The following is a 24,311-nucleotide window of genomic DNA, read 5'->3' as shown; positions in this document are numbered from 1 at the left end:
ACTTGTAATTAGTTAGCAGCTTGAATAAATTCTGAGGGTGTTCCATAATAAAGAGATCGACGACGTACCACGCACACAAATCGCGAAGAAACAGGAGGTCATCTTAACAATGACTGATTCTATAAAAGTTCCTCTGTCTGTATTAGATTTAGCATCGGTTATCGATGTCGGGACGCCGGCGGATGCGTTCCGCAATACGCTGGACCTCGCGCGCCATGCCGAGCGGCTTGGCTACAACCGCTATTGGCTTGCCGAGCACCATAACATGGCGGGCATAGCAAGCTCGGCCACCTCGGTCGTCATCGGCTACGTAGCCGGCGGCACGAAGCGAATTCGCGTCGGATCCGGCGGTATCATGCTGCCGAACCATTCGCCGCTTGTCATTGCCGAGCAATTCGGCACGCTGGAGTCGATGTACCCGGGGGCGCATCGATCTTGGCCTTGGCCGCGCACCCGGCTCCGACCAGACGACGGCTCGCGCGCTTCGCCGCGATCTGGCTTCGAACGGGCAGGAGTTCCCGGAGCTGCTTGCCGAGCTGCGCGCCTACTTCCATCCGCCGGCAGATGCCTTTAGGCCTGTCCGCGCAACCCCGGGCGAAGGCTTGGATGTGCCGATCTGGCTGCTCGGCTCAAGCGGCTTCAGCGCGAAGCTGGCCGGCGAGCTCGGCTTGCCATTCTCGTTCGCGAGCCATTTTGCACCGGAATATCTCATGCCGGCCATCCATCTCTATCGCAGCAGCTTCCGCCCTTCCGAGGCACTCGCGAAGCCATATGTCATGATCGGCATCAACATCGTTGCCGCCGATACCGATGAAGAAGCAAGCTTCCTTGCGACTTCGCAGCAGCAGCAATTCCTCAGCCTCATTCGCGGCCGTCCGGGCAAGCTGAAGCCGCCGATCGACAACATGGATGAGCTGTGGATGTCGCATGAGCGGGATGCGCTGCAGTCCAAATTCAAGTATGCGATCACCGGCAACAAAGCAACCGTGGCTGCTCGCCTTCGTGAAATCCTGAACGAAACGATGGTCGACGAGCTCATCGTTACTTCTCAAATCTATGATCATGCCGCGCGTCTGCGGTCTTATGAAATCTTGGCTGAAGCTGCCGGGCTGGAAGGCTCAGCGGACTAAAACATAGTAAACGCCCTTTACTCGGCCGCTTCTTAGCGGGACTTAGTAAAGGGCGTTTATTATTGCTCATCCATCGCAAGTACCTTGCTCATCTTCACCTGCTCCAACATATGCCCGATATTGCCTTCGCCGGCATAGAGCGACACGTCGAAGAAATCATGATGCAGCTCCGACCAATAAAGTTCATTCTCATCGCCTGCGACTTCGACATCGCGCTTCAATTTGCCCGCATAAACCTCCACGTAACAGTCCTGCAGATAGTAGGTGTAGTCCATGACATGATGCAGCGTGACATCCGCCGCAGAGATGCCGGTTTCTTCCGCCAGCTCGCGATAAGCCGCATCTATCCCCGATTCGCCGGGTTCGATTTTGCCGCCCACCAAATTGCTTAATCCCTTATACGGCTCCTTCAGTCGTTTGCACATGAGCAGCCGCTCCTTGTCCTTGCTGTAGATCATCAACACGTTATATCCCTGCAAATCCAAGCGCCCTCCCACTGGGACTCCTTTTTTTAAAAAGAAACCTTCTTCGTCGCTATAGCCTTGCCATCCCGACCGGCAGCTTCGAGCTTGATTTCTCGATCCGCAATCCGCTCATCCGCCGGCGCATACCAGAGTCGGATGGGTTTGGTGTCTACGATTGTCGCTTTCGTCAGCACCTGTTTGTCTCCATCTTGAAAGGTAACGTTAATGGACCCAATGTGATCGTCGCCGATAACGCCATAGAGCATCGTCGGTAACAGTGCGATTTCGCCGGTAAACCCATCATCCGCGAGGTAGGCCTTAATGCTGCCAAATTCGGCTGACTGCTTGATGACCCATTTTCCAAAAATATTTTTCTTCAATAATCCGTACCCCATATCGGTTACCGCAAGGTCCTTGCTTGCACTTACCGCCTGTTCCTCCGGCACGCTCAAGTAGAATGCCAACGTATCCTGATCCACTTCCGTTTGGTACAGGAGCTGCACCTTCTTGATATGGCCCTTATTGAGCACTTCCTCCACGGTTGAGCTGTTGCGCGTGCCCATGAATGTATTGAGCAGAAGCAGCACGAGCACTGCACCCAGCACATAGTAGATCCTCTTGCCTTTAAACATCCCCGCTTACTCCTTCCGAAGCTTCCTAACACCGAATGTTCGGTAGCTTCCCCACTGCTCGTCTTCCTATACAAAAGACTGCTTAACCGTCCCTTTGCCCGCTTCCACTTCGATTTCCGCATAAGCGCCATTAATTAACGTAATCTGCGGCGGAACATGTCCGCAATCGATATCGATGATAATGGGCAGCCCGAGCTCAATTGCCAAATCGGTATACACGTCATCAATGGTGTAGTTCTCTACCGGCTTGTTGGCAGGACTGCGCCCGAACAGAATGCCGGAGCAGTTCTCGAACCAGCCTGCCAGCCTCATCTGGACCAGCGAGCGGCGTACATCCGCCGTGTTCAGCTCGCAATTCTCGAGCACCCACACGACCGGCTCCCCGGGAATGTATTGCGCTCTGAACTGCCGAACATCGCCGTACGGCGTGCCGATCAGATGCCGAACGACATCGATGCAGCCCGCAAGCAGTCTTCCTCTCATGACTGTTTTGCCGCTGAACCGCTCATCGCTCTCACCGCCGGGTTCAATCTCGCCGCTTGGCAGCACTTTGCGCCAATAGGTCGGTTCCGTCAGGTTAAACACGTTCGGATTGTCGTTCACCCAGTCCTTCTGATAATGCAGCGAGGATCGCTGCACGCAGGATTCGCCGGCTTTCGTCGAGAGAACGGTCTGCCACATTGCCGTCGTCTCATCCGGCGCTTCTCCTCTGAGGTCCACAATATTCGTGCCATGCGCCGTGGCGATTCCCGTCTTGAGCGTGATGGCAAGCAGCAGCACGCTCAGATCGGAATACCCGAGCACCCATTTGGCCGGCAGATGCTCATAGTCTACCTGATCGACCATCTCCATTAACAATTCGCCGCCCCAAGGCGGAATGATCAGATCGACTCCGGTATCTTGAATCATCGCGTTAAACTCTTGTGCACGCACGGCTGCCGGAGCGGATTTCGCTTTATTTTGCGTATAGGCGGTCGCTCCGTACTCAACGGTGAAGCCTCTCGCTCCCAGTCGTTCGCTAACCTGCTCCAGCAGCCCGTGTGCCGACGGATCTACACCGGATGAAGGCGCCGTAACCCCAATTGTCGCTCCATCCGCCATCCAAGGATATCGAATCGATTGTATCGTCCCCATGCTCCGCTCCCCCTTTATTAAGTTGAATAGGTGAACCCCGTCGCTTGCTCGCTCCATGCCCAGAATCGGCCGGCCTCCTCATCCGATGCCGCCAGGTTCGAAACCGCAAGGGGCTTCAGCTTGTAGAAATAATCGCCGGACTTGCCGCCAATCTCCGTTTCCGTCGCACTCGCCAGGAACACGGCTGTCGCCGAACCCTGCTCCGCCGTCAGGAAGAACGGCCGCATCAGCTTATGAACAAGACCGCCAAACCCCGTGTTCCGGTTCACCCCGATATCGGTCGACACGACTCCCGGATGCAGCGCATATACCGGGATCCCGGTACCGTTTAATTTGCGCGCAAGCTCCTTCGTAAACCAGATATTCGCGATCTTCGAGCGGCTGTAAGCGCGCCAGACCGTGAAGCTCTTCGTCATCCCCGGATCCGCATAGTCCATCGTACCGATCTTATGCGCACCGGAGGATACGTTGACGATCCGCGCCGATTGGCTCTGAAGCAGAAGCGGCAGCAGCAGTCCCGTCAGCAGAAAATGCCCCAGATGGTTTACGCCAAGCTGCCGCTCGAAGCCCTCTGCCGTTTCTTCCCGCTTCAGCGTGATGATGCCCGCGTTGTTAACCAGCACATCGAGATGGGTTGCTCGGCTTGCCAGCACCGCCGCGGCCTCTCGGATGCTCGCGAAGGAAGCCAGGTCGCACAGCAGCAGCTCCGCATCCCCGCGACCGGATTTGACGTTCACGTAGTCAACTGCCGCCTGTCCCTTCTCCTGATTACGCGCGAGCAGAAATACCTTCATGCCGTGCTCCGCCGCAAGCAGCGCGGCCGTTGCCCGTCCCATACCGCCGCTTGCGCCGGTCACTAGCGCAATCCGCTGTGCACGATTATTGTTCGTCATTTGCGAGCCACTCCTAACTTAAGGGATTATGATTGCGTGACTAGCCTGTCGACACATTGCTCGAGATTGTCCAACGTTTCCTTCAGCTGCTCCTGCAGCTGTTTGATGGACCATTTGCCGTCAACTCCCGCCAGACGCTGCAGATCGCCATCGATCAGCAGCACCATCCATAGCGAGAACAGCGCCGTGAATAAGTAATAGCCTTGCTTGAATGATTCTGCGTCCAGCTTTATGCCGTGATTCGCACTATGCAGCAAGTATCGATTCAGCAGCTCTTCGCGCAGCTCCGAAGTCATGGCCTTGGGGAACACGGGATGCGTGGAATCGATCAAGTGATACAGGTCCCAGTAGCGGCTGTTTAGATGCGCATGCTCCCAATCGAGCACGCTGACAGCCCCCTTCACCCGCGCATAGTTGCCCAGGTGCAGGTCGCCGTGCGAAATCACGTTTCTCGCCCAATGCAGGGCGGTGAATTCCGGTTGCATCAACGACTCCAGTTGATGAAGGACTGATTCCGCATCTTCGAACCTCGTCGCGAGAGCATCCAGCAGCTCATTACGGCGGCGGCGATCCATCACCTGCTTCGCAATATCCTCGATGAATGGCTTCGGCCCAAGCAGCTGTTGCTGCTGCAGGTGTTCCGCAGGCAAGGCATGCCACCACGCCACATGCGCGATGAGTTCAAGCGCGGCGCCCTCTTCGAATTTGTGTTCAAGTGGTCCCAGATCCTCGAACAGCTGCCAGCTGTTTTCACTGGCCGCAAGCCCCGATCCCGCCAACAGCTGCGGATAAATAACAGGGAACGACATCCCCTTCAATATATTTTCATATACCCAGGCCTCTTGCCCAAGCTGACTCTCATTCGTTAACGGCTTGAAAATATAACTGTCATCCGGCGACACATAGACGCGCTCCACACGCTTGCCATTCGTGCCGGTATAGAGAATATCTCTTCTCCAGATGAGTCGATCATCCAGCGTTCCATCCGGCCGTACAATTTCCTTCAACGCGTGCCACCTCCTGCTCCCCGGGAAACAAACATTCCCATATAACGCCTATTGTACATGGAAAACGAGGCAGATGAAACGACCATCCGCACGATATCGCAGGAAGAAGGTAGCTTCTCTGCATGGCGGTATGCCGACCGGCGTCTGGCCGTCACTTACCATAGTGGCACAGCCTCAAGAATGATGCGCTTTGTGCAACATTTCTTGAGGCTTATAACCCTATTGCAAGAAATGTTGCGTAATATGCAACACTATGCGTTCACTATACTTGTTTGGTGCCCATGCGCTCAGAAATGTTGCATTTCCAGCAACATAAGCGATTCTACAACCCTCTACATGGCCAATTTGTTGCAGTAGATGCAACAATTGCTCACTCCCAAGCCGCACCCACCAAAATCAAAAAAGGACGGATTCAAAAGCCGTCCTGCACACTTTTGAAACCGTCCTTAGGTTACATGCTCTTACTCGCTGCCGCAGCATTCGCGGCAATGTCCGTTCCCGCCGGGACATCACCCGCAGCCGATGCCTGCTCCCCCGTCTGCAGCTGGTACATCTTAAAGTATCGGCCCTGCAGCGCCATCAGCTCGCGGTGATTGCCCCGCTCCACGATCTCGCCGCGGTGCAGCACGAGAATCTGATCCGCCTCGCGGATCGTCGAGAGACGGTGCGCGATCACCAGCGTTGTCCGCCCTTCGCTGACAACCTTCAGCGCCTGCTGGATCAAACCTTCCGTTTCGCTGTCGATGCTGGCCGTCGCCTCATCCAAGATCAGAATGGAAGGGTCGAACGCCAGCGCCCGAGCAAACGAGATCAGCTGCCGCTGTCCGGAAGACAGCGTGCTTCCGCGTTCAACGACCTGTTCATCATAGCCGCCGGGCAGCTGCTCGATAAACGAGGCGGCTCCGACTTCGCGCAGCGCATCCTTCACGCGGTCGATGCTGATATCCTTGTTGTATAAGCTGACGTTGAACTTGATATCGCCTGCGAACAAGAACGGATCCTGCAGCACGATGCCCATATGCTTGCGCAAAGCCTGCTTCGAGAAGCTGCTTATATCGCGTCCATCGATGGTGATAACACCCTGCTGCGGCTCATAGAAGCCAAGCAGCAGGTTCATGATGGAGCTTTTGCCCGAGCCGGTATGGCCGACAAGCGCAACCGTCTCGCCTCTGCGCGCTTCAAACGAGATGCCCTTCAGCACATTCTCGCCTTCCTTATAAGCGAAGGTCACGTTGTCGAATTTCACGACGCCTTCCGGACGGTTAACGCCTGCCGTATCTTCAACTTCCTTGCCTTCGATGTCCATTATCGCGAACACCTTCTCGGCCGATACAAAAGCACGCTGCGCATTAGTCAGCTGATCGAATATCCCGATAATCGGCTGGAAGATCCGGCCCATGTAATCGATAAATGCATAGAACACCCCGAAGGAAATCGCCGTCTGCAGCGACTCTCTTCCGAAATACCACACCACATAAGCCGTAACCAAGCTGCCGATGGTACCTACGATATTACGCGAGGACAAAGAGAACACCCGAAACTGCTTCACTTGATTCACATAACGATCCTCGTTCAGCACCTCGAATTCCTCGATCGTCACCTTTTCCCTGCGAAACGCTTGTATGATCGGCATGACGACGATCGACTCATTGATCATCGCGTTCATATCACTCAGCCTGGCGCGCATGATGGTAATGAAGACCTTCGAGTATTTCAAATGCACATACATGATTACAACGAACAACGGCGGCAGCAGCAGCGCGTACAACGCCAGCCGCGCATCCAGTATAAACAATGCTGTGTATATCCCCGCCAGCTGCACAAGACTGACAACGAACGTGGCCATGAAGCTCATAAACAGATCTCGCACAGCTTCCGTATCGTTCGCAATCCGTGAGACGACCTGACCAATCGGGGTGTTATCAAAATACTTCAGCGGAATACGTCCGATATGCCGCATCAAGTCGATCCGCATGTTCTTAATGATGCGCAGCGCTGTCGCTTGCAGCAGGTAAGACTGCGTAAAGTTACATACGCTCGCCGTGAGCAGCAGCCCCATGTAGAGGCCCAGCAGTCTGAGCACTGCTCCGATATCTCGTTCATCAATCGATAGATGCTTGTCGATGATGGTCTTGGTAATGTACGGTCCGCCGAGCTCGGCGCCGACCGCGCAGCACAGGATGAGCAGCGCCGCAACAATACGGTATTTGTAGACGAGCGCATAGCCGAGAAGCCTTCTCGTCGTCGATGGATTCATAGCTACCTCCTGAATTAGGATGCCCGTAAGCGGGCTAATTTGTTTGCGATCAAGCCTGGGCTTGGCCGCCCTTTTTCCGAGAGACCTAGCTCATGCCGGCCGCTGATTATTGCTAGTCTTCCAAACTCGCTTCCATCTGCTGACGGTCCCATTGCTGCCTGTACCAGCCGCCGAAATGCATCAGCTCTTCATGCGTGCCTTCTTCCACGATTCGGCCATCATCGAGCACCAGAATCCAGTCCGCATGGCTGACGGCAGATAAACGGTGCGTGGCGATAAAGGTCGTCTTGCCTGCCCGCTCCTGACGGATGTTATGGAGGATGCGGCTTTCCGTTCTGGCATCCACCGCTGACAAAGCATCATCCAGCAGCAAAATCTCCGAATCCACGAGCAGTGCCCTCGCGATGGCGAGCCGCTGCTTCTGTCCGCCGGAGAGCATGACGCCGTTCTCTCCGACGATCGTGCCCAGTCCTTCCGGCATCGTGGCGATATCCGAGGTGAAGGAGGCCATCTCGACCGCTTTTGCAATCTCGGCTTCTGATGCCTGAGGTTTGCCAAGCGCGATATTATCGCTGATCGACTTCGAGAGCAGCAGATGCTCCTGCGGCACATAAGCGATCCAGCGTTTCACTTGATCAATGGCGATCTGCTCGACAGGCACCCCCGAAATGAGCAGCCGGTTCTCATCAAGCGGGTATTGTCTGAGCAGCTGCTTCAACAGCGTGCTCTTCCCGCTGCCCGTACGGCCGACGATGCCAAGTGTCTGCCCTCGCTCAAGCATGAACGATACCCCGCGCAAACTAGGCTGATTCGCCGTTGGATAGGTAAACGTGAGCCCCTTCATCTCAATTGTCGTCGGGACAGCCACGGCTGCCGGTGATGCTGCATCCGCAAGATCCGGCTCTTGTTTGAATGCTTGCTCCAACCGATCGGCGGAAGCACTCCCCCGCTGAAGAACGTTGATAAACTCACCGAAGGAAATCATCGGCCAAATTAACATCCCTAAATAAATATTAAAGGAGATTAACTGTCCCAGCGTAATCTCATCGTGAAACACCAGATAGCTGCCATACCCGATGCCGATGGAGTAACTGACGCCTACAATAAGGGAGATCAGCGGCTGAAACATCGCATTCAGAATCGATACTTCGCGGTTGCGATCCATGACCTCCGTCGTCACTTGGTCAAAGGCCGTCAGATCATGTTTCTCCTGCACGTAGGAACGAACTACTCGGATACCCGAGATCGATTCCAGCGCATGGTTGTTCATTTTGCCAAAAGCATCCTGAGCCGCCATGAACCGAACCCGCACTCGCTGTCCAAGCTTGTTGATAACGACGGCCAACAGCGGCAGCGGAATTAATGCCGCTAACATAAGCTTGTAGTCAATCAGAGAGATCATCGTAATAATGACGACCGATGCGCCAACGAGCGTATTCACGAGCGTCATAACCCCATAGCCGGCCGTGTTGCCGATGGCAAGAATATCGTTCGTCGCCAGAGCCATCAGCTGACCGGTGTTGTTACGTTGGAAGAACGACGGCGTCATGCGCGTCAGATGCGCCAGAAACCGACCGCGGAGCAGCTTCTCGATCAGCACCGAGTTGCCGAACAAGGTCGTGATCCAAATATATACGAGCACATATAAGAGCAATGAGAGACTAACCAGCAGCAGCACCGTGCTGCTCAGCTGAGAAGCCGTCAGCGTATGCTCGCGAATGCGGTCAATGGTGTTCCCGATCATTTTCGGCGGAACCGTCGTCAACAAGCTGACCACCGTCATCAAGCTGATGGCAAGCGTGTAATGCATCCATCTGAGTTTAAAAAACCACTGAAGCCGTGTCACGAAAGACAAGTTATTGCCCCCTTTATCCATTCTGCCAAAAATAACTAATTTGATTGTACCTCTTACGGCGTGAATGCACCAACCTAGTATCATGCATCCTTATAGTAATTTGCCCCAAACCGGATATTTCCTGCCAAAAGCAAACCCACCTTCGGGCTGCACGCAAAAATGACAGCCAAAGGCGGGTCTATCGTTTTCACCTATCTTCGCAACGCTTTCTTGCTCAATGAACACTTCGCGGCTTCAACGCTGCCTCGCGCCTTGGCTTCCGGCTTGCCAGGAAGACGCCGAAGAGGATAATGACAAGCCCGGCGAGCATGTTCCATTTGATCGCTTCGTTCAACAGGACCGAGCCCCAGATTAATGCGGTCGAGGGTACCAAATACGTAACCATCGAGGCGAATTCTGCGCTGCCTTTCTCGACCATATAGTAGAACAGGATGTAGGCGATGCCCGAACCAAATATCCCAAGCCCGATAATATGCGAAACATTGCTCATATCGGTCACGTTTGGCAACGTGATGGATTCTGTGGAGAATGCGAGCGTGCCGCTGACAATCGTACTGCTAAGCAGCGTTCCGTATGTAATTTGGTACATCGTGCAGCCTCGAACGGACAGCCTTTTGGACAATTGCGAACCTACTGCATAACAGAACGTAGCGGTCAGCATGCCGATTAAGCCGATACCATCGACCGATAGCAGCGCGCCCGGCCGAATGCCGAGCAGAATCACCAGTCCGATTGTGGCTACGCCGATACCTACCCATTGCATGTAGTGCGATTTGCTCCGGAAGAAAAGAATGCCCACGATAATCGTCCATACCGGCGTCATCGCATTCAAGATCGAAGCCATGCTGCTCGTCAGATGCTGCTCGCTGAATCCGATCAGCGTCCAAGGCAGCGCCGTATTGATTAGTGCCATGATGAACATCGCCGGCCACGGCAGGCTCCGGAAGGCAAAAGGTTTCTTCAAAATCAGCATAATGAGCAGCACGACGACCAGTCCGCAGGATGAACGCAGAAACGCGATCGACCACGGGCCAAAGTCATGCAGCAATTGTTTGATAAAATAAAACGAACCGCCCCAAATGAGACTTAACAGCAGAAGCGCGACATAGATGAGTTTGGGCAACCTGTAATCCTTCTTTCTATTCCTTAATCATTCGGTTCAGGCTCAAATCGGTATTCCCCCAAATCGATCGTGCCGGCGGGACTCACGTACACGCCTTCACCTTCAAGCAGTACACGCTGCATATAGCGCCCTTCACCGTCGCCGATGGCGATTTCGCCCTTACCGTTAATGACGCGGTGCCACGGCAATCCATGCTTCTCGCTCATGGAATGAAGAATACGTACCACCTGCCTCGCCCCTCTGGGGCTGCCGGCCTGCGCCGCGATCTGACCGTACGTCATGACCGTGCCTGATGGGATATTCGCGATAACTGCAATGACTTGTTGCGTAAATGGCGTCATGACGCACCTCCTTTAATCTCTATTAGTATACACCCTAAACAGCCCGCCCCTGCAACCAAAGTTAAGCGGTCTACCCACTCCACCCTTTTCAAAATTCCCCCCTTAGGGAAAAGCTAGGCTTATATGTTAGAATAAATTTATTCTGTCCTGTAGGAGTGAGTCTATTGCCTAATTTTCAAGAGAAACTCGAGCGTTACGCAGCTCTTGCTGTTGAGGTCGGCGTAAATGTACAGCCAGGCCAAACCCTAGTGATTTCTACATCCCTGTCATGCGCGCCATTCGTGCGTCTTGTCGTGAAGAAAGCTTATGAAGTCGGCGCCAAAAACGTGCACGTGGAGTGGAATGACGATGTCGTCACTCGCACCAAATACGAGCTTGCCCCAGACGAAGCCTTTACGGAATATCCGGAGTGGCGTGCGAAAGGGTGGGAGCAGATGGCTGCCGATAACGCGGCATTCCTCAGCATCATCGCGCCGAACCCGGATCTGCTGAAAGGCACGAAGCCTGAGCGGATCGCCAATGCGAACAAGGCGGCAGGCATCGCGCTGAAGGCATGGAGAAGCTACACCATGTCCGACAAAGTCAGCTGGTCCATCGTTGCCGTTCCATCCCCGGATTGGGCGGCTAAAGTGTTCCCGGATGTTGATCCAAGCAAGCAAGAGGATGCGCTCTGGGATGCGATCTTCGCAGCAACCCGCATGAACGAAGAAGATCCGGTCGCGGCATGGAAATCGCACATTGAAGTGCTGGATACGAAAGCATCCCACTTGAACGAGAAGAAATTCCGCAAGCTGCACTATACGGCGCCGGGAACCGATCTTACGATCGAGCTGGCTCCGGGCCACATCTGGATCAGCGCGGGAAGCGAGAACGCGAAGGGCGATATCTTCGTAGCGAACATGCCGACAGAGGAAGTCTTCACGGCTCCGCTAAGAGGCGGCGTGAACGGCACGGTGTCCAGCACGAAGCCGCTTAGCTACGGCGGCAACCTGATCAAGGATTTCTCGCTGACGTTCAAGGATGGTCAAATCGTTGACGTGCAAGCCGAAGAAGGACTTGAAGTCCTTAAGAACCTTGTCGCTACCGACGATGGCGCCGCTTACCTCGGCGAAGTCGCATTGGTTCCACATCGTTCCCCGATCTCGGATACGAACCTTGTGTTCTACAACACGCTGTTTGACGAGAATGCTTCCTGTCACTTGGCGATCGGCAAAGCCTATGCTTTCTGTATCGAAGGCGGCAAAACGATGTCCGAGGACGAGCAAGTGGCGAACGGCCTCAACAACAGCCTAGTCCATGTCGACTTCATGATCGGCTCCGCAGAGCTGAACATCGAAGGCGAACGCGTCGACGGCACGAAAGAAACGCTGTTCCGCAACGGTAACTGGGCGTTCTAATAAAGAAATGGCTGCTTGAGAAGAGAAATTCCCTCTCGGGCAGCCATTTTTTGTTTAAGACAAATTGTAACGGTTGCCAGCGAGCCTATTTCATAAGAAAAACCGCTTTTAAGATTGTAACGGTTGTGACAGCCGTTATATCAAGCAAAATGGTCAAATTTGATACGAAAATGCCCATATAGACTCGGTGGCAACCGTTAGAGAATAAAAACGGACTTTTAATGGAAAATAGCCGCTGTCACAACCGTTACATATGGCCGAAGCTCGAATTTTGTACCGACAACAAGGAGAAACCCACGTTATGGATAACGTGGGTTTCTCTATAAACGGACCACCAATCCTTAATCGGAACGGTGCTTCTTGCTTCCTGCAATGCAATTACAGTTTCGCGATCAGAAGCGCCGCTTCTGCGCGAGTTGCGTAACCTTTCGGTAGGAACATATTCTGTTCGCGACCTTGGACCATACCAAGGCTGGATGCTGCATTTACTGCATTTGCAGCCCATGCGCTGATGGAGCTCTGATCCGCAAACGACGCATCGGCCGACTGAGCGTCCGCTTTCTTGCCGGAGATGATCTCGTATGCTTTCATCAGCATGACGACCATCTCTTCACGGGTTACCTTCGCATCTGGTGCGAAAGTTGTTGCGGTACGCCCTTGCACAATTCCCGCTTCGGCTGCTGCCGTCACTTCATCTGCATACCATTTGCCGCTTGCTACGTCGCTGAACTTATTCTTGCCACTTGCTTTAAGGTTCAGCTTGCGTGCCAAGAAAGCTGCAAACTCAGCGCGAGTTACTTCTTTCGTCGGTCCAAACAACGAATCGGTTACGCCTTCTACCACGTGCTCTGCGGAAAGCTTCGCAATAGCATCCGCTGCCCAGTGGGTTGCACTAATATCGCTGTAGGTTTTCTTAAATTCCAGAACCGCGTATTTACTGAAGTGGCTTACATCCGCTACCAAGAAGCCATCTACCAATTTACCGCCGACATACTCCAGCTTACCATCGTCGCCGATGTAGTACACGCCAAGCAGGTCGGTCTTTGCACCATCAGCTACTTTCAACTTCAGCGTAATCGGAGCATCGAATTGGGACAGCTTCACTTCTTTACCGTCCTTGGTCTTGATGGAGAGCGTGAATTCAAAAACATCTCCGGCTAGTTTCACATTGGTATTCACCGTTCCGGCACCACCATTAAGCACGGATTTAACAGTGTCTTCCGATGCTTTCTCGAAGGAGAATGAGATTTGTGCATCCTTCAATGCATCTGCAGGTATCATCCCTTGCAGCTCCGTAATCAACTCATTTGGAATCACTGCAGACACCGTATCATTTCCGACCGTAATTTCACTTGCGCCGGTATATGCATCGGCGCTTGCCGGAAGTAGTACACCTGAGTCATCTTTTCCAAGCTCGACAATTACTTTATCTCCATCTTTCTTAAGATCGCCTGGAGCTACTACTGTGGTACCCGGTACTTCAGGAGTGGACGGCATAACAATTCCTCCGCCCCCACCTATTATAATGCTTACGTGTGGCGTTGCGCTTACCGAAGCTTGCTCCGACTCATTGCCGGATTTATCTACCGCAGCAACCTTGATTTGATACGCTTTGCCATTTTCCAAATCGTTAAGCTTAAGACTTGTCGCTGTGATTGGGCTTGCCGTCACCAACGTGCCGTCCCGATATACGTTATATCCGGCCAAGTCTGCTTCCGTATTCGCTGTCCAGGACACGGTTACATTGCCGTCACCTTCAGAAGCTTGCAATCCTGTCGGTTTCTTTGGTGCTGTTTGATCGTGTGGCGTAGCGCTGACTGCAGCTTGCTCCGACTCATTGCCTGCCGTATCTACTGCAGTAACCTTGATTTGATACGTCTTGCCATTTTCCAAATCATTAAGCTTGAGACTTGTCGCCGTGATCGGGCTTGCCGTCACCAACGTGCCGTCTCGATATACGTTATATCCGGCCAAGTCTGCTTCCGTATTCGCCGTCCAGGACACGGTTACATTGCCGTCACCGGCAATACTTTCCAGTCCCGTCGGTTTTAAAGGTGCTTCATTGCCCACAACAAGATCATAGCGGGCATCTGCGAAATTCACGAATGTGAACAGTTCCTCATGATCGTTGTCTGTAAGATTAGCAGACATTTCCATCGCATTCGAAATGGTATCAGGCAGACGAATTTCATCCCCATCAATAGAATCCGTCATCCGAAGCTTATAGGTCTCAGAGAAATCCAATCCGCTATCGATTATGAAATACAAGTGATAATCTTCCTCACCGAAAATTTCCACGCTGCTTATTGGATATTCGGTGCCATGGCTATCAACCAACTCAAAGTCGGATGCCGATATGTGTTCTTTATTCAAGGTAAAAGGAATCGTAATACGCTCACCTGCATTTAGAGAACTCACACCGTTAAGTCCAATACTCAAAAAGGAAGTAGTAGCATCGTCTGTATAAATGGTTTCAGCCGATTTACTGATTGGATTAAACGTAGCGAGAGTATCCCCCGCTTTCAGCTTGTAGCCCTTAGGTTTGCTGTTAATAAAACCAATGCTGTTAAACACACTCGGAATTCGAATCCTAAATGCATCACTCTTGTCCGATTCCATTCCGTTCGTACCTACTGCTGTAACCTCAAAGCTTTGGAGGCTAAGCGGTGCAAGATTATGAATAAAAAATATCTTTTGCGTGGTTTCACCTATTTTTTTACCATTCTGATACACATTGAAATGATCTAGTCCTATTGCCGCTCCTACATTTAACCACTGAATTGATAAGCTCGTCTCTCCGCCATCATATGAAAAGCCATATTGATTCTCAAAAACCGGTATCGCCGGGGATCCTTCAGGCATAGATGTGATAGAAGCTTGAGGCGATTCATTGCCCGCATGATCAACCGCAGAGACACTGACGTTATAGGACCTGAAATTCTCCAATCCGGTTAAGGTATAACTTGTCGTATCTGCCGGTCTTTGTGCGAAGAATTTACCATCCAGATAAATCTTATAGTTATTCAAATCTTCCTCTGAATTCGCAGCCCACGATACCGTAATCGACTTATCGCCTGCCAGTCCTTCCAGGGCGGTCGGTTTTGCCGGTGCCGTTACATCTGATCCATCGGTCAACACCAGCTCAGAGTCGATATCTCCGAAAGTGATATTGGTACCATTGTCATAATCATTATCGGATAGATAGGCGGACATTAACATCGAATTCGTAACCGTATCCGGCAGTTTGATTTCATCTCCGTAAATAGAGCCTGACAGCTGCAGGGTGTACGTTTCAGAAAAATCTAATCCGCTATCAATTGTAAATGACAGGTAAGGCTCGTCTTCCCCATTGACGTTCATACCGCGGATTGGCATTTGTTTTCCTTGACTATCAACCAATTGAAAATCCGCTGCTGTCAGATGAGCTCGATTCAAAGTGAATGGAACGGTACTCCACTCTCCATTGACATATGCGTGCACTCCGCCAAGATGAACCATAAAATAGGATTGAGTAGCATCGTCTGAATACATACTATCAGCCGATTTATTGATTGGATTGAATGTGACAAGAACATCTCCGGCCTTCATGGTATAGCCCTTCGGCTTTTCATTAATAAAATCAAGCCTGTTGTACGGGCTAGGTACACGAAGTTTATAAGGTTTGCTCTTCTCGGATTCGATACCTGCGCTATTTACCGCGGTAACCTCGAAACTTTGAATACTAAGCGGTTTAATTTGATTGAAGGTATAGGATAAAGTCGAGGATTCGCCAACTTTTACCCCATTTTGATAAATATTATAATGATCGACATTCGCCGCGTTCTCATCTTCCCAATTAATGTCTAAATGAGTCCCTTCCTCATTGTGCCAATACCCATATCCCGGTTTAAGCACAGGGCCCGGATTTGGGATAAGTGTGGGATCGCCTACAACCAAGTCCGTCTTGTAGTCACTGAAGAACACTTGTGTTAAATCAGAGAAACTGTTATCGGTCAGATAAGCAGCCATCAATAGAGAGTTAGAATTCGCATCTGGCAAGCTGATTTCATCGCCATCGATGGAGTCCGCCATTCGCAATATATACGTCTCAGAGAAATCCCATCCTCCGTCGATTTCAACGGCTAAATAATAGTTTCCATCTATAGGGTAGATAGTCAGAGTACTAATAGGAAGACTGTTATTCTGACTATCAACCAACTCGAAATCGGATGCAGACAGGTGTTCTTGATTCAACGTAAACGGTACGGAAGCTTTGCCCGTCGATGCTTGTCCAAGCAAGACAGTCAAATAAGATACAGTTGCATCATTCGAATAAATAGATTCAGCATTTTGATCAATCGGATTGAGCGTTACAAGGGAGTCCCCGGCCTGCAACGTATAGCCCTTTGGTTTTTCGTTCATAAATTCGAGTTGGTTAAAGTAGCTTTGAATACGCAGTTTGTAGGGCTTACTCTTCTGCGATTCTTGACCCTTAGTATCTACTATCGAAACTTCAAAACTATGTACGCTTAGCGGCTCTAGCTGCAGCACCTCGTAGTAGGCGCTTGTCGATTCACCTATTTTGACTCCGTCCATATATACATTAAAGTGGTCCAGATCAAATATTATCGGAGCGTACCATGTAAAGGATACATTCGTCTTACCGGATTCATACCAGTAATCAAATCCGCCATGGATCTCCGGCACAGGCGGAGCATCATTCTTCTCAGCCGAATAATAGACATCATCCCTTACGGATGGCGTCAACTCGGTTACCTTCGAAAGATCCGGTCCCTCATGCACCGATATTTTATCCAGAATATGCCCCGTTCCGATATTGCCATGAATTCGATACGAATAAACATCGTCACGAACGTAAACATTGTCACGCACTAAGTATGAACCTGGCGTTATGTTCACCTTATCTGCGATGTCGAGAAATTCTCCATTCTCACTTAGCGACAATCCGACCGTATCGGAGTCCGAATAAATCTCGCCGGAAATATTTCCGGTAGATGCGTCATAATCAATCTTGATGAAGCTGGCTGCATAAGCCAAAACCGGCATGCAAATAGTGAGCAGTAAGCAGCTCAACACAGCGATGCTTATTCTGCGCATAATGGATCGTTTCAACATTTATTCCCCCTAGTAGATGTATACCTTCCCATATTAAGAGACAACCTACCATATTTCAACAATTAAATAGATCAACGTTCCCATTTTTTAAGATTTTGTGTAGAAAAAATAGACTTCTGCATCCGCTGATAGACCGAGTACTCGGGAAGCATCCGATTCGCTAGATCTATTTCTCGGCCGGCCGCTTCTATGAAGTTGCGGTCTTTAGTCTCATTAACGTAATTGACATATGCTTTAGCCAACTCATAATGGACGGAATGTGCCCAAGGCAGTAATTGCCCTGCCTTTTCAAGAGCCGATGAAGCTCGTTCCAGCTTATCCGCAGCAGGAGTCGAAGCTGCTGTGACACCTTGTGCCATCAAGCTATATCCGACCGCACTCCAACTGAAGCCGACCGCCGAAAGCAGGCAGAGCACAAGAATTGCAATTCGCACGCCTCGCCCAGCGCTTCGCTTCCCTTCATCCTCCGGCAGCATCTCAGCACCAATCATTACAAACAGTCCGAAGCACAGCGGAAACGCGAGTTCGATATCGAATGCAATATGCAGCAATATGATGATAGTCAACAATAGCGATAACGTAGTTTGGGATCCGCCACGTAACCCCAAGCGTAGGATAAACACTACCAAGCCCACAAAAGCCAGCAAACCCGGCAAACCTACATCGAGCCACAATTGCAAATAGAATTGATGGACGTATTTCACGAAATAACCCGGAGGATGCACGATTGCCCAGCCTCCACCGCCATACCCAAGCAGCCAATGCTGTTTTATCAACTGCCAGCTGTCATTCCAATAGATGCGGCGAAGTTCAAATTCAGCAGTCCCCCAGCTTATGTTCATGACTCGGCTCGTATATCGTAGTCCAGCCGCAGCAATGGCCACGAATAGAACAAGCAACCCAAGCCCCACCACGACAGCTGCCCGGCCTCTAATCGGCTTACGATCATTACGACGCCAATATCGTGCCGCTTCAATGGCTGCAAAGAGCAGCAACAACAGCAATACCGCACGTGACTGAGTAAGAAACAGCCCGATGCCTTGGACTGTGATAAGGGCAATATATCGTTTCCCTTTCCCTTGCAAATAAGCACGCCATCCCAGTCCCATTCCAGATAGGAGTATGATTGCCAGCACATTGGCATAGCCAAATGTCGACTCCAACCGTCCTTCTCGAAATAATCCAAACGCAAGTCCCCATACCGTTAGGAAAGCACCAAGCCACGCCCACTGCCTCATAAGCGCGTCTCGTTTGCCTACAGACAGTGAAGCAAACATCAAAGCTACTGGCAATAAGCTCGACATTCGCCCTGCTTCCAGGATCGCCCCTTCCAAATCGACCGCATAGATGCAGGATAGCCAATAGCAGCTAATTAGCAGCAGCAACCAACCATGAAGCATCGTCACCCGCAGCGGCACGGAACGCCAAATACAAAAAGCCAAACCAATAAAGAGCAGCGCATTTAACGACAAAAAGGGTACTTCAAAGAAGTACCCTGCGCAGAACGCACCTACCCAGAGGTAGGCCGTCAATAAGCCATATGGAAGTGAATCCGATTTGTTGGTTTCTTTCGTTAGTGTAGTCATAGTTACATGGTTCGACATGCAAACGATAATCTCCTACTACAGCCACTCATTCTTCCGTTCCTTACAGCACCTTCGACAAGAACGCCTTCGTCCGTTCCTGCTGCGGACGCTCGAAGATCTGCGCCGGCGTGCCTTGCTCGACGATGTAGCCCTGCTCCATGAAGATGACGCGGTCGCCTACTTCGCGGGCGAAGCCCATCTCGTGCGTGACGACGACCATCGTCATGCCTTCTTTCGCCAGCTGCTTCATGACGGCAAGCACCTCGCCGACCATCTCCGGGTCGAGCGCCGATGTCGGCTCGTCGAAGAGCATGATCTTCGGCTCCATCGCAAGCGCGCGCGCAATCGCGACGCGCTGGGATTGACCGCCGGAGAGCGAAGCCGGATAAGCGTTCGCTTTGTCAGCCAAGCCTACCTTCTCGAGAAGCTCCATCGCCTTGGCGCGTGCTTTCTGAGCCGGCCATTTGCGAATTTGAATAGGGCCCAGCGTAATATTGTCCAGCACCTTCAGATGCGGGAACAGATTGAACTGTTGAAACACCATGCCAACCTCGGTACGAACACTTGTAATGCTCGTATTCTTGTCCATAAGCGATTGGCCTTCGATCACAATGTTGCCGCCTGTCGGCTCTTCCAACAGGTTAAGGCAACGCAGAAACGTCGATTTGCCTGATCCGGAAGGGCCAATGACAACGACAACCTCTTGGCTGTTGATGTCGACATTAATATCTTTGAGCACGACGTTCGAGCCGAACGCCTTAGACAACCCGGTAACTTGAATGATTGGACTCATGTGCATTACACTTTCCTTTCCAATGCATTGAGCAGCTTGCTTAATGAGTAAGTAAGAATGAAGTAAATGAACGCAGCTGTCAGGTACGGCTCCCATACACGGATGTACTGCCCTTTCATGACGTTGCTCCAATACATAATCTCAGGCGCCGTAATAAGCGCGACCAGCGAGGAGTCCTTCACCAGGACGATAAATTCGTTGCCGAAAGCCGGAATCATTCGTTTGATCGCCTGCGGAAGCACGATGAAACGCATCGTTTGCGCATGGGTCATCCCAAGCGACTTGGCCGCTTCCGTCTGACCTTTGTCGATGGACTGAATACCAGCCCTGTATATTTCAGCCGTGTAGGCTGCTGCGTTCAAGGATAAGGCGGTAATAGCGGCGATAATCGCATTCGTTTTACCGTAAACGAGCGGAATAAGACCGAAGTGCACGATATAAATCTGCACGAGCAGCGGAGTACCGCGGAAGAAGTTGATGTAAGACTGCATCGGCCACCGCAAGAACCAGCGACTCGACATTTTGCCGAAGCTAACGATCAAACCCAGAATTGAACCAAGCAGAATGCCCGATAAAGAAATTAAGATTGTGTACATCGTCCCCTTCAGTAGAAGCGGCGCGTAATCCCAAATAATATCAAATCTAAAATCCATCCTAATTCGCCCTTTCGTCTTCTCTACACCGATGATTAGCCTAAGCTACAGCGAATACTAGTACTTCCTTTACTGACAAGAACAAAGGACATGCGCCAATAACGCATGCCCTTCGCGTCCCTATTACTTCGCGTTTAGCAGATTAGCCGTATTCGGCTCTTCGCCGAACCATTTTTTATACACTTCTGCATATTTGCCGTTCTCGATGATCGTTTTGATCGCCGGATCCAGCTTCGCTTTCAAATCGCTGCCTTTCGGATACAGAATGCCGTAATACTCCGGCGTGAAGTTTGTTGTATCGGAAATTTCCGCGTATTTCTTGTCCGGGTTATTCTTAATGTAATCGCGAACGATCGCGATATCGGCAACAACCGCATCCGCGCCGCCTTGATCAAGCTCAAGCAAAGCTACTGCATTGCTGTCGAACTTCTTCAAATCCGTGTTGCTGTTACCCATGATCTTCGTCATAAGCGTATCCGCCGTCGTACCGCTTTGAACCGCAACTTTCTTATCCTTCAGGTCAAGGGCGCTCTTGATGTCGCTGCCCTCTTTCACCATGATCACGTTGATCGATTCAAAATACGGCATCGAGTAGTCGTACGTTTGCTTGCGGTCATCGGTAATCGAAATACTGGAGACACCCGCGTGATATTCCGTGCCTTGCTTCACGCCTTCCAGCATGCCGTCCCAGCCCGTGTTGTCCACTTCATACTTCACGCCGGCTTCAGCCATAACAGCCTCAAGGAACTCGATATCAAAGCCTGTGATTTTGTCTTTGTCCATATATTCCATTGGAGCATAAGCTGCATCTGTTGCAAATTTGTACGTTGTATCTTCACTGCTGTTGCCTGCTTCGCTGCCTGTGTTTGTGTTATTGTTGTTCTTCGCGCCACAACCAGAGAGAATTACTGCCGTCACTAATGTAAGAATAGCTATAATATACCACTTTTTCATTCTGCTTCCCCCTACCAGTTATCTTTAATACACTAAAGATTCTATCAAGAAAAGAGGGTTGTTTCAATTTAAATTTTTAAATTGTCAGGTAATCTCACATATTACCATATTAAATGGATATCCACGGTCATGAATAAATGTGTACCCAAACCCCTGAATCTATTCTTCTCCGATTTCGATGTTTGGATTAAAATCCGCTACAACAAGCACATCCATGTGCCTTCCTTCACGCAAAATGGTGTCGACCACGCATTTATTGCGCAGCTTGCTCCAGAAGCCCTGACCGGATTGACCGAGTACCATTTGCGTGCTTTTCAGCACATTCGCCTTCGCCAGCAAAGCGGCAGGCACATCGTTACGCGAGACGTTGCGCTCGGCCTCGAACGTTCCGCCAAGGCGCGCCGTCAGCTCCTGAAGCTCTTCAATCCGCTCCTCTTCGCCCGGCACCGCATCCGTTTGCACATAATGAACATGCCAATCCGCTTTGAGGCGATGCGCAATTCGGAAGCCGCGGCGAATGAGTCGCTCCGCTTTCTTGTTCACCGTTACCGCAACGAAGATCGATTCATGGCGCCGCCATGGGCCGCGCAGCGAGCCGTTGCGTTCCCACGATTCCAAACGTTCATCGACGTCGTCGGCGATCTCCCGCAGGGCAAGCTCGCGCAGCGCAATCAGATTGCCTGTTTTGAAGAAGCCGCAGAGCGCGTCCTCAACGTCGCACATTTTATAAATATGGCCTTCCCGCATCCGCTGCTGCAGCGTGTCCGGCGCCACATCGATCAGCTCAACCTCATCGGCCAGGCGCAGCATCATGTCCGGAACCGTCTCCTTCACGGCTGTCCCCGTAATCTGTTCCACCGCATCCTTCAAGCTTTCCAGATGGTGCACGTTCATTGTAGCTATGACCGATATGCCGGCATTCAGAATCTCCTGCACATCCTCGTACCGCCGCTTGTTCCGGCAGCTCGGCGCATTGGTGTGGGCCAGCTCATCGATGAGCACAACCTCGGGATTGCGCGCAATAATCGCGTCCACGTCCATCTCCGAGTAAACCCGGCCATCGCCGTCAATGGTCAGACGAGGCACAACTTCAAGACGTCCGGCCTGGTCCTGCGTTTCCGCACGGTCATGCGTCTCCATAAGGCCAACCACAACATCGATTTCTTTGCGAAGCAAATCATTGCCCTCGCGAAGCATCATATAGGACTTGCCCGCTCCCGGCGCTGCGCCGACATAAACCTTGAATTTACCGCGGCGAATCCGCTCGATCTTCTTCTCTACCTCCTGCGCACTCAGCCTCCGGTACGGCTCGGCGGTCATCTTCGGCGTCGCCCGTTTCGTTGGAAGTACACGCTCTCCCTCATGCTCGGCTCTGTCCGCCATGAAGAAAACGTCAATGTTGCGCATCTGTTTCAGCACGCTGCCCGCGATAGAGCCCTGAGCAATCTCCTGTGCGCGCGTCTGCTTGGAATGCCCCATAACGATGCGGGTCGCATTAATCAGCATCGCGTATTTAATGAGCGCGCGCGGGATTTGTCTTCTATTATTGACCAAAATCTCTCTAAAGCCGGCATCCACCTTCTCGGTCAGCTTCAGAATGGAGCGTTTGAAATCTTCTCTTTCCTTCGTAGGCTCCTGACTGGAATCGACGAAGACGACGACTTCCAGATCGCCGCCAAGACGCTTGGCGATCTGCTGACCGCGCCGGATATAAATCGAACCGTTCCAGTGATACTGCGCCGCTACCAAGATGCGTTCCGTAGCGCCGGACGGCCCGATGAAGCCCTGCTCCTCGCGGTATTTCTCCAGCGACTCGTTCACGCCTTCGGCCATCAGCCGCAGGGCAAGCTCCCTGAGCTTGCCAAGGTTCCCGCGCTTGAGCAGCCCGGGATCTTTAATATTGTTTAAACGCCCTTCGTTCAGGCGGGACAGAATCGTTTCCGGCGAAGCATCGATTAACCGCACCTCGTCCGCCAATTCAAGCAGATCCGCGGACACCGTACATTCCGCTGTGATGCCTGTCAATTTCTGCGCAAGCTCGGTTACCCCTTCGAGTTCGTATACATTCACGGTTGTGATGATACTGATCCCGTGACTCAGAAGAAATTGGATGTCCTCCAGACGCGTCGGAAATTTCGCTTCCGGACGGTTCTCGTGCGCGAGTCCGTCAACGAGCAGCACCTCCGGATTCCGTTCCAGAATGGCATCCAAATTAAGATCCTTCTTCTCCACGTCCCCCTTATGCCAATGAATGCTCGGGATCCGCTCCAAATCAGCAAGCTGTTCCACCGTTTCGGGCCGGCGCATCGTCGATACTGCGCAGATGACAACCTCAATGCCTTGCTGCTTGAGCGCTTGGCCTTCACGCAGCATATGATAGGTTTTACCTGAGCCGCTCACGGCACCAACATAAATTTTAAGACGGCCGCGATGAATTTTGGAGATGGATAAGAGCATTTCTTCAGGGGTTTTGCGGCGGTAACCAGCCATGACAACTTCGCCTTCCTTTCTACATCTTTAAACTTACATAATCTTCGCAAACTTATTCTTCTTTGTGTCCATCCTTGCCTTATAAACAGCACAAAAAAGAAGCCTGCAGGGAATTGCCTCTTTAACACAGAGGAACGCCTCTCGCGGCTTCTAGGCACAAGTTATCATAAAAAGTGTCTATTGCACGGACAATCGTTGCCTCTCTTATACGCTTTCGAGGTTAGCTGACGGATTCGGGCGTGAGAGTCGCCCTACTTAAAGCATCGACCAAACGGTCTGTTCTTCAAGATTCACCCCAGATGAGTGGTTCCCCCGATTTCTGTTCAGAAATTCAGCGCTATAGCAGAAGATTAAGCATGAATCGTATGTTACGCCTGCGCATGTCTTTTGTAAAGGAATGCCGCAAACGGTTTCGTTCTCATTTCCAGCCAACTGGCGCGAATATAACGCTTACAATGGAGTCGATCGCAAGCAGTCTCCTTCTACC

At 51.6% G+C, this 24,311-nt stretch carries 16 protein-coding genes, 1 pseudogene and 1 riboswitch; of the genes and pseudogenes, 2 read left to right on the top strand and 15 right to left on the bottom strand.

The window, feature by feature from the left end; genetic code table 11:
- Nucleotides 1-109: 109 nt before the first annotated feature.
- A pseudogene (locus I8J30_RS22340) lies at nt 110-1,130 on the top strand (LLM class flavin-dependent oxidoreductase).
- Between the two features lie 59 nt (nt 1,131-1,189).
- Here the strand turns inward: I8J30_RS22340 and I8J30_RS22335 are convergent.
- The 9 genes from I8J30_RS22335 to I8J30_RS22295 all read right to left on the bottom strand — a co-directional run bounded on the left by I8J30_RS22335 (nt 1,190) and on the right by I8J30_RS22295 (nt 10,836).
- A complete protein-coding gene (locus I8J30_RS22335) occupies nt 1,190-1,609 on the bottom strand; it encodes an NUDIX hydrolase (protein ID WP_210661868.1) in 420 nt (139 codons plus the stop codon).
- A gap of 32 nt (nt 1,610-1,641) precedes the next feature.
- Complete coding sequence (locus tag I8J30_RS22330; RefSeq protein WP_210661866.1) at nt 1,642-2,226, bottom strand: hypothetical protein; 585 nt, start codon at nt 2,224-2,226, stop codon at nt 1,642-1,644.
- 66 nt (nt 2,227-2,292) lie between these two features.
- Nucleotides 2,293-3,360, bottom strand: a complete 1,068-nt coding sequence (locus I8J30_RS22325) for a S66 family peptidase (RefSeq protein ID WP_210661864.1) — start codon at nt 3,358-3,360, stop codon at nt 2,293-2,295.
- A gap of 17 nt (nt 3,361-3,377) precedes the next feature.
- Nucleotides 3,378-4,253 carry an SDR family NAD(P)-dependent oxidoreductase gene (locus tag I8J30_RS22320; protein WP_210661863.1) on the bottom strand — a complete coding sequence of 292 codons (876 nt, stop codon included), beginning with the start codon at nt 4,251-4,253 and terminating at the stop codon, nt 3,378-3,380.
- Nucleotides 4,254-4,279: 26 nt separating this feature from the next.
- Nucleotides 4,280-5,260 carry a phosphotransferase family protein gene (locus tag I8J30_RS22315; protein WP_210661861.1) on the bottom strand — a complete coding sequence of 327 codons (981 nt, stop codon included), beginning with the start codon at nt 5,258-5,260 and terminating at the stop codon, nt 4,280-4,282.
- A gap of 451 nt (nt 5,261-5,711) precedes the next feature.
- The gene (locus I8J30_RS22310) at nt 5,712-7,517 is read right to left on the bottom strand and encodes an ABC transporter ATP-binding protein (RefSeq protein ID WP_210661859.1); all 1,806 of its coding nucleotides are present in this window, start codon (nt 7,515-7,517) and stop codon (nt 5,712-5,714) included.
- A 112-nt stretch (nt 7,518-7,629) separates the two neighbouring features.
- Complete coding sequence (locus tag I8J30_RS22305) at nt 7,630-9,372, bottom strand: ABC transporter ATP-binding protein (RefSeq protein WP_210661857.1); 1,743 nt, start codon at nt 9,370-9,372, stop codon at nt 7,630-7,632.
- Between the two features lie 214 nt (nt 9,373-9,586).
- On the bottom strand, nt 9,587-10,495 hold the full coding sequence (locus tag I8J30_RS22300) for a DMT family transporter (RefSeq protein ID WP_210661855.1): 909 nt from the start codon (nt 10,493-10,495) through the stop codon (nt 9,587-9,589).
- 23 nt (nt 10,496-10,518) lie between these two features.
- A complete protein-coding gene (locus tag I8J30_RS22295) occupies nt 10,519-10,836 on the bottom strand; it encodes an MGMT family protein (RefSeq protein WP_210661853.1) in 318 nt (105 codons plus the stop codon).
- 164 nt (nt 10,837-11,000) lie between these two features.
- Here I8J30_RS22295 and I8J30_RS22290 point away from each other — a divergent pair, with 164 nt between their 5' ends.
- Complete coding sequence (locus I8J30_RS22290) at nt 11,001-12,233, top strand: aminopeptidase (RefSeq protein ID WP_210661851.1); 1,233 nt, start codon at nt 11,001-11,003, stop codon at nt 12,231-12,233.
- Nucleotides 12,234-12,611: 378 nt separating this feature from the next.
- Here I8J30_RS22290 and I8J30_RS22285 read toward each other — a convergent pair whose 3' ends face one another.
- From I8J30_RS22285 to I8J30_RS22260, 6 genes are all read right to left on the bottom strand, one after another.
- On the bottom strand, nt 12,612-17,348 hold the full coding sequence (locus tag I8J30_RS22285) for an S-layer homology domain-containing protein (protein WP_210661849.1): 4,737 nt from the start codon (nt 17,346-17,348) through the stop codon (nt 12,612-12,614).
- 71 nt (nt 17,349-17,419) lie between these two features.
- Entirely contained in the window at nt 17,420-18,952 is a 1,533-nt protein-coding gene (locus I8J30_RS22280) for an O-antigen ligase family protein (protein WP_210661847.1), read from the bottom strand.
- A gap of 43 nt (nt 18,953-18,995) precedes the next feature.
- Nucleotides 18,996-19,718, bottom strand: a complete 723-nt coding sequence (locus I8J30_RS22275; protein WP_210661913.1) for an amino acid ABC transporter ATP-binding protein — start codon at nt 19,716-19,718, stop codon at nt 18,996-18,998.
- Nucleotides 19,719-19,732: 14 nt separating this feature from the next.
- Nucleotides 19,733-20,380, bottom strand: a complete 648-nt coding sequence (locus I8J30_RS22270) for an amino acid ABC transporter permease (protein WP_091224416.1) — start codon at nt 20,378-20,380, stop codon at nt 19,733-19,735.
- A gap of 123 nt (nt 20,381-20,503) precedes the next feature.
- On the bottom strand, nt 20,504-21,334 hold the full coding sequence (locus tag I8J30_RS22265; RefSeq protein ID WP_210661845.1) for a basic amino acid ABC transporter substrate-binding protein: 831 nt from the start codon (nt 21,332-21,334) through the stop codon (nt 20,504-20,506).
- Nucleotides 21,335-21,493: 159 nt separating this feature from the next.
- A complete protein-coding gene (locus tag I8J30_RS22260) occupies nt 21,494-23,824 on the bottom strand; it encodes a histidine kinase (RefSeq protein ID WP_210661843.1) in 2,331 nt (776 codons plus the stop codon).
- A gap of 194 nt (nt 23,825-24,018) precedes the next feature.
- Nucleotides 24,019-24,171: riboswitch (cyclic di-AMP (ydaO/yuaA leader) on the bottom strand.
- Between the last annotated feature and the right edge of the window lie 140 nt (nt 24,172-24,311).

Origin of the sequence: Paenibacillus lignilyticus (genome assembly GCF_017942085.1) — a bacterium.
Taxonomy (GTDB): domain Bacteria; phylum Bacillota; class Bacilli; order Paenibacillales; family Paenibacillaceae; genus Paenibacillus_Z; species Paenibacillus_Z lignilyticus.
The sequence above is the reverse complement of the archived record's forward strand: the minus strand, read 5'-3'. Positions and strand labels throughout refer to the sequence as shown.